Genomic DNA, 6,698 nt, shown 5'->3' on the forward strand with positions numbered 1-6,698 from the left:
CTCCACAAGCCCTTTTTTATCCCAGAAGACCGGATGGCGCGATCTCCATGCAGAAAAGACAGAGGGAGCTGAGTGCATTGTCGCCGACATCGGCGGAGGGGGTGTCGGAAATCCGCCGCGAAGGGTCGATCGGTATCGGTCGCGCTCATGCGAAAGTCATTCTGTTGGGAGAGCACGCGGTCGTCCACGGCGCGCCCGCACTCGCGCTCCCCGTGCCCCAACTGCCGGTCACGGCGAGCGTCGGCTGGTCCGCCACCTCCACGGCGGGCGCCGGTGCCGTGTCCCTGACGACGACCGGCTCCGCCTCGCGCCCGCTCGTGACGCAGGCCTCCGCATGGCTCCAGCGGCTGACCGCCGAATTCCGGGCCACCATGGGCGTCACCGAAGACATACACCTCGACGTGATCCTGGACGGCGCCGTCCCGCCGGGCCGCGGACTCGGCTCCAGCGCCGCGGGCGCACGCGCCGTGGTCCTCGCCCTGGCGGACCTCTTCGGCCGCGACATCGACGCACAGACCGCGTTCGACCTGGTGCAGACCGCCGAGAACGTGGTCCACGGCCGCGCGAGCGGCGTCGACGCCACCGCCGTGGGCGCCACCGGCCCCCTGCTGTTCCAGCGGGGCAGGTCCGAGCAACTGCCCGTCGGATGCGACGGGTTGATCATCGTCGCCGACAGCGGCGAGACGGGCAGGACCAAGGACGCGGTGGACCTGCTGCGGGACGGCTTCCGGCGCGACGAGGGAGCGCAGGACCGGTTCGTGCGCCGTGCGACCGAACTGACCGACCGGGCCGGGCACGCCCTGGCCGACGGGCGGCCGGACGACGTCGGCACCTGCATGACGGAATATCACGAGCTCTTACAGAGAGCCGGATTGAGCACGGCGCGGATCGACGCGCTGGTCGACGGGGCGCTCGCGGCGGGCAGCCTCGGCGCCAAGATCACGGGGGGTGGCATGGGCGGCTGCGTGATCGCGCTGACCCGGTCGGAGCAGGCGAGAGCGGTGACCCGGCGACTGCACGAAGCCGGCGCCGCACAGACATGGGTCGTACCGCTGAGGGGGAGCGCCGGACATGAGCACTGAACAGCAGACCACCGCGGTTCGTACCGCACCGCGAGCGGCGGAGGGCACCGCGACCGCGGTGGCACACCCGAACATCGCGCTCATCAAGTACTGGGGCAAGCGCGACGAGCGGCTCATCCTGCCGCGCACCGACAGCCTCTCGATGACCCTGGACATCTTCCCGACCACCACCAGCGTCCGACGGGTGCCCGGGGCGGACCAGGACGAAGTGGCGCTCGGCGGCGCACCGGCGGAAGGGGAGGCGCGGCGGCGCATCGTCACCTTCCTCGACCTGGTGCGCGAGCGCGCCGGAGTCGCCGACCGCGCCGTCGTCGACACCGAGAACACCGTCCCCACCGGGGCGGGCCTCGCGTCCTCGGCGAGCGGCTTCGCCGCCCTCGCCGTCGCCGCGGCCGCCGCCTACGGTCTCGACCTCGACGCCACCGCCCTGTCCCGCCTGGCCCGGCGCGGATCCGGGTCGGCGTCCCGCTCCCTCTTCGGGGACTTCGTGGTCTGGCACGCCGGACACCACGAGGGCACCGAGGAGGAGGCGGACCGCAGCTCGTACGCCGAGCCGGTCCCCGCCGGGCCGCTCGACCCCGCCCTGGTCGTCGCCGTCGTCAACGCCGGACCCAAGGACGTGTCCAGCAGGGCGGCCATGCGCAGGACCGTCGACACCTCACCGCTCTTCGAGCCGTGGGCCGTCTCCAGCAAGGACGACCTGGCCGACATGCGCACGGCCCTCGGCCGCGGTGACCTCGAAGCGGTCGGCGAGATCGCGGAGCGCAACGCGCTCGGCATGCACGCCACGATGCTGGCGGCACGCCCCGCGGTGCGCTACATGTCGCCCGCCTCGCTCACCGTCCTCGACAGCGTGCTGCGACTCAGACGGGACGGCGTCCTCGCCTACGCCACCATGGACGCCGGACCCAACGTGAAGGTGCTCTGCCGCAACGCGGACGCCGACCGGGTCGCGGGCGTCGTGCGCGGCGCGGCGCAGGGCGGCGCAATCCACATCGCCCGCCCCGGCCCCGGCGCCCGGCTGCTGACCGGGGACGGACGGTGACGCGACGGCCGACGGTCGTCCGGCGCGCCCCGGGCAAACTGTTCGTCGCCGGCGAGTACGCGGTGGTGGATCCGGGCAACCCGGCCGTCCTGATCGCCGTCGACCGGTACGTCACCGTCACCGTGTCCGACCCCGGCGACCCCGGCGTCGTACTCTCCTCCGACCTCGCCCCGCGCCCGGCGCACTGCCGATGGCGGGACGGCCGGCTCGGCGGGACGGAACCGCGGGACGAGCAGCTGCTCCACGAGAGCTTCGGCCACGTGGCGGCGGCCATCGAGACCGTCGGCCGGCTGCTCGCCGAACGAGGTCTGCCCGCACCCGCGCTCGACGTGTCGGTCAGCAGCGAACTGCACGACAACGGCACCAAGTTCGGGTTCGGGTCGAGCGGCGCGGTCGTCGTGGCGACCGTCGCCGCCATGGCGGCCCACTGCGGCCTCCACCTGACGCGCGACGCCCGCTTCCGGCTCGCGATGCTCGCCACGGCGGGCCTCGAACCCAAGGCCTCCGGCGGCGACCTCGCCGCCGGCACCTGGGGCGGCTGGATCACCTACCGGGCACCCGACCGGGCCGCCGTCCTCGACCTGGCCGGCAGAGCGGGCATCGAGGAGGCCCTGCGCGTGCCCTGGTCCGGCCACGAAGTGCGCGCGCTGCCGCGGCCCGCGGGCCTCGCACTGGAAGTCGGCTGGACCGGGACACCCGCCTCCACCTCGTCCCTCGTCTCCGGCCTCGACCGGCGGACCTGGCGGGGCAGCGCCTCGCACCGCAGGTTCGTGGAGACCAGCAACGACTTCGTGCGGGCATCGGTCGACGCGCTCGAGGGCGGTGACGGCGAGGGCCTGCTGCGGCAGATCCGGCGCGCCCGGCACGAGCTGGCCCGCATCGACGAAGAGGTCGGGCTCGGCATCTTCACCCCACGGCTGACCGCACTGTGCGAGGCCGCCGAAGCCGTCGGCGGCGCCGCCAAACCCTCGGGAGCGGGCGGCGGCGACTGCGGCATCGCGCTTCTCGACGCGGAAGCGGCACAGGACATCGCTCAGGTACGGAAACGGTGGACCACGGCGGGCGTGCGGCCCTTGCCGATCCGTCCCGCCATGGAAGGGAACGCACAATGATCTCTCAACGCAAGGACGACCACGTCCGGCTGGCTGTCGAGCACCAGCGTCAGCACAGCGGACACAACCAGTTCGACGAGGTGTCGTTCGTCCACCACGCCCTGGCCGGCATCGACCGGCCGGACGTGTCCCTGGCCACGACCTTCGCCGGCATCTCCTGGCCGGTGCCCCTCTACATCAACGCGATGACCGGCGGCAGCGTCAGCACCGGCGTCATCAACCGCGACCTGGCCATCGCCGCCCGCGAGACCGGCGTCGCCGTCGCCTCCGGGTCCATGAGCGCGTACTTCAAGGACCCGTCGTGCGCCGACACGTTCAGCGTGCTGCGCAAGGAGAACCCCGACGGGTTCGTGCTGGCCAACGTCAACGCGACGGCGTCGGTCGACCGGGTGCAGCGCGCCATCGACCTCGTACAGGCCAACGCCCTGCAGATCCACATCAACACCGCGCAGGAAACGCCGATGCCCGAGGGCGACCGGTCGTTCTCCTCCTGGGTGCCGCAGATCGAGAAGATCGCGGCGGCCGTCCAGGTCCCCGTGATCGTCAAGGAGGTCGGCAACGGCCTCAGCCGGGAGACCGTCCTGCTCATCGAGAGCCTCGGCGTCCAGGTCGCGGACCTCGGCGGCCGCGGCGGCACGGACTTCGCCCGCATCGAGAACGGCCGGCGCGCACTCGGTGAGTACGCGTTCATGCACGACTGGGGACAGTCCACCGCGGCCTGCCTCCTCGACACGCAGGACGTCGGCATCCCCGTCCTCGCCTCCGGTGGTGTGCGCAACGCGCTCGACGTCGCCCGCGCGCTGGCGCTCGGCGCGTCCGGCGTCGGCGCGTCCGGCGGGTTCCTGCGCACCCTGAAGGACGAGGGCGTCGCCGCGCTGATCGCGCAGATCTCGACGTGGCTCGACCAGCTCGCCGCCCTGCAGACCATGCTCGGCGCCCGCACCCCCGCCGACCTGACGCGCTGTGACCTGCTGATCCACGGCGAACTCCGTTCCTTCTGCGCCGACCGAGGCATCGAGACGGGGCCGTTCGCGCAGCGTTCGCGCTCCGCCGAAGCCGCCCACCAACTGACGGGAAGCACCCGATGACCGAGACACACGCGATAGCCGGCGTTCCGATGCGGTGGGTGGGCCCCCTGCGCATCACCGGAAACGTCGCCTCCGTCGAGACCCAGGTTCCGCTCGCCACCTACGAGACACCGCTGTGGCCCTCCGTGGGCCGCGGCGCGAAGGTCTCCATGCTCGCCGAGAACGGCATCGTCGCCACCCTCGTCGACGAGCGGATGACCCGCTCGGTGCTCGTGGAGGCGACGGACGCGCAGACCGCGTACGTCGCCGCCCGGGCCATCGAGGCGCGCATCGACGAGCTGCGCGAAGTGGTGCGCGGCTGCAGCCGGTTCGCCCATCTGATCGACATCCGGCACGAGATCAACGCCAACCTGCTGTTCATCCGGTTCGAGTTCACCACCGGTGACGCGTCCGGGCACAACATGGCGACGCTCGCGTCCGACGCCCTCCTGAAGCATCTGCTCGACACCATCCCGGGCATCTCCTACGGCTCCATCTCCGGCAACTACTGCACGGACAAGAAGGCCACCGCGATCAACGGCATCCTGGGCCGCGGCAAGAACGTGGTCACGGAGCTCCTGATCCCGCGCGACGTCGTCACCGACGTCCTGCACACGACGGCCGCGAAGGTCGTCCAGCTGAACATCCGCAAGAACATGCTCGGCACCCTGCTCGCCGGCGGCATCCGCTCGGCGAACGCCCACTACGCCAACATGCTGCTCGGCTTCTACCTCGCCACCGGCCAGGACGCGGCCAACATCGTCGAGGGCTCGCAGGGCGTCACCATGGCCGAGGACCGCGACGGCGACCTCTACTTCGCCTGCACCCTGCCGAACCTGATCGTCGGCACGGTCGGCAACGGCAAGGGGATCGAGTTCGTGGAGACCAACCTCGCCCGGCTCGGCTGCCGGGCCGAGCGCGAGCCCGGCGAGAACGCCCGCCGCCTCGCGGTGATCGGGGCGGCGACGGTCCTCTGTGGCGAGCTCTCGCTCCTCGCCGCACAGACCAACCCCGGTGAACTGATGCGTGCGCACGTCCAGTTGGAGCGCGGCGACAAGACGGAAAAGGTAGGTGTGTAGAGCATGGCCAGTGAATCGGGCACAGGAATCCACGACCTGTCGTTCGCGACGACGGAGTTCGTGCTGCCGCACACGGCGCTCGCCGAGTACAACGGCACGGAGATCGGCAAGTACCACATCGGCATCGGCCAGGAGTCGATGAGCGTGCCGGCGGCCGACGAGGACATCGTCACGCTGGCCGCCGCCGCGGCCGCCCCGATCGTGGAGCGGCACGGCGGCGACCGGATCCGCACGGTCGTCCTCGCCACGGAGTCGTCCATCGACCAGGCCAAGTCGGCCGGTGTGTACGTCCATTCGCTGCTCGGGCTGCCCTCGGCGGCGCGCGTGATCGAGCTGAAGCAGGCCTGCTACGGGGCGACCGCCGGGCTCCAGTTCGCGCTGGGCCTGGTGACCAGGGACCCCTCGCAGCAGGTCCTCGTGATCGCCAGCGACGTGTCCAAGTACGAACTGGACAGCCCCGGCGAGGCCACGCAGGGCGCGGCCGCCGTCGCGATGCTGGTCGGCGCGGACCCGCAGCTCATCAGGTTCGACGGCCCGTCCGGGCTGTTCACCGCGGACGTGATGGACTTCTGGCGGCCCAACTACCGGGACGCCGCGCTCGTCGACGGGCAGGAGTCGATCTCCGCGTACCTCCAGGCCGTCGAGGGCTGCTGGAAGGACTACTCGGAGCAGGGCGGGCACTCACTCGACGAGTTCGCCGCGTTCTGCTACCACCAGCCCTTCACCAAGATGGCGTACAAGGCCCACCGGCACCTGCTCAACTACTGCGGGCACGACACCGACAAGGACGCCATCGAGGGGGCGCTCGGGCAGACCACGGCGTACAACCGGGTCATCGGCAACAGCTACACGGCGTCCGTGTACCTCGGCCTCGCCGCGCTGCTGGACCAGGCCGACGACCTCACGGGCCGCTCCATCGGCTTCCTGAGCTACGGGTCGGGCAGCGTCGCGGAGTTCTTCGCGGGCCAGGTCGTCCCGGGCTACCGCGACCGGCTGCGCACCGCCGAGCACCGGCAGGCCATCGCGCGCCGCACGGTCCTCGACTACGCGGGCTACCGGGAGCTGCACGAGCGGTCGTTCCCGACCGACGGCGGGGACCACCCGACGCCGGTGCAGAACGGCGGGCAGTTCCGTTTCGCCGGGCTCCGCGACCACAAGCGGATCTACGAACGGCGGTAGGCACGAAGGTGGCCGTGGGAAAAAGGCGCGTGTCCCCGCCCCCCCCCCCCTGGGGTCCTCCTCGCCCCCCCCCCCCCTCTCCCCCCTGGTCAGCCGAAACTTCCCCGACAACATTCCCTTCCCTCCCCCCTCCG

General features: G+C 71.6%; 6 protein-coding genes. All 6 read left to right on the forward strand.

The window, feature by feature from the left end; all coding sequences use genetic code 11:
- Positions 1-47: 47 nt before the first annotated feature.
- The 6 genes from mvk to AC07DO_RS18115 are packed head-to-tail and all read left to right on the forward strand — an operon-like array spanning position 48 to position 6,564.
- Positions 48-1,082, forward strand: a complete 1,035-nt coding sequence (mvk, locus tag AC07DO_RS18090) for a mevalonate kinase (protein ID WP_479060676.1) — start codon at positions 48-50, stop codon at positions 1,080-1,082.
- Entirely contained in the window at positions 1,072-2,127 is a 1,056-nt protein-coding gene (gene mvaD / locus AC07DO_RS18095) for a diphosphomevalonate decarboxylase (RefSeq protein WP_479060678.1), read from the forward strand. Before mvk ends, mvaD begins: the two co-directional genes overlap by 11 nt.
- Complete coding sequence (locus AC07DO_RS18100; RefSeq protein WP_479060679.1) at positions 2,124-3,239, forward strand: phosphomevalonate kinase; 1,116 nt, start codon at positions 2,124-2,126, stop codon at positions 3,237-3,239. Before mvaD ends, AC07DO_RS18100 begins: the two co-directional genes overlap by 4 nt.
- Entirely contained in the window at positions 3,236-4,327 is a 1,092-nt protein-coding gene (gene fni, locus AC07DO_RS18105; protein ID WP_479060680.1) for a type 2 isopentenyl-diphosphate Delta-isomerase, read from the forward strand. The genes AC07DO_RS18100 and fni overlap by 4 nt, the downstream gene beginning before the upstream one ends.
- Complete coding sequence (locus AC07DO_RS18110) at positions 4,324-5,385, forward strand: hydroxymethylglutaryl-CoA reductase (RefSeq protein ID WP_479060682.1); 1,062 nt, start codon at positions 4,324-4,326, stop codon at positions 5,383-5,385. The genes fni and AC07DO_RS18110 overlap by 4 nt, the downstream gene beginning before the upstream one ends.
- A gap of 3 nt (positions 5,386-5,388) precedes the next feature.
- The gene (locus AC07DO_RS18115) at positions 5,389-6,564 is read left to right on the forward strand and encodes a hydroxymethylglutaryl-CoA synthase (protein WP_479060683.1); all 1,176 of its coding nucleotides are present in this window, start codon (positions 5,389-5,391) and stop codon (positions 6,562-6,564) included.
- Positions 6,565-6,698 lie beyond the last annotated feature (134 nt).

The sequence above is a fragment of the Streptomyces sp. NPDC045678 genome (assembly GCF_056432085.1).

What these genes read in the sequence shown, in the direction of transcription:
- mvk (WP_479060676.1), top strand. Translation starts at nt 48, where the DNA reads ATGCAGAAAAGACAGAGGGAGCTGAGTGCATTGTCGCCGACATCGGCG.
- mvaD (WP_479060678.1), top strand. Translation starts at nt 1,072, where the DNA reads ATGAGCACTGAACAGCAGACCACCGCGGTTCGTACCGCACCGCGAGCG.
- fni (WP_479060680.1), top strand. Translation starts at nt 3,236, where the DNA reads ATGATCTCTCAACGCAAGGACGACCACGTCCGGCTGGCTGTCGAGCAC.
- AC07DO_RS18110 (WP_479060682.1), top strand. Translation starts at nt 4,324, where the DNA reads ATGACCGAGACACACGCGATAGCCGGCGTTCCGATGCGGTGGGTGGGC.
- AC07DO_RS18115 (WP_479060683.1), top strand. Translation starts at nt 5,389, where the DNA reads ATGGCCAGTGAATCGGGCACAGGAATCCACGACCTGTCGTTCGCGACG.